The organism is Variovorax sp. VRV01 (assembly GCF_014852545.1).
In the GTDB taxonomy this organism is placed as follows: domain Bacteria; phylum Pseudomonadota; class Gammaproteobacteria; order Burkholderiales; family Burkholderiaceae_C; genus Variovorax; species Variovorax beijingensis_A.
Map to the genome: position 1 here is coordinate 1 of NZ_JACVBS010000092.1, position 261 is coordinate 261.

1 protein-coding gene is annotated in these 261 nt (G+C 68.6%); it reads right to left on the reverse strand.

Annotation, left to right across the window (positions count from 1 at the left end; genetic code table 11):
• Positions 1 to 261: AMP-binding protein (locus IB278_RS33710; protein ID WP_192328902.1), on the reverse strand; the 261-nt coding region annotated here is incomplete at both ends.

A 261-nucleotide genomic window follows, 5' to 3' on the forward strand; every position in this document is an offset into this window, starting at 1 on the left:
GTTCCTTGCCGCCGCGCAGCTGGTAGTTGGCGGTGATGACGGCCACGGCGCCGGCGTCGATGATGCGCTCCTGCAGGGCCTTGGCGGAGAAGCCGCCGAACACGACGCTGTGGGTGGCGCCGATGCGGGCGCACGCCTGCATGGCGACCACGCCCTCGATGGTCATGGGCATGTAGATGATGACGCGGTCGCCCTTCTCGATGCCGGCGGCCTTCAGGGCGTTGGCGAACTGGCTCACGCGCGCGAGCAGTTCCTTGTAGC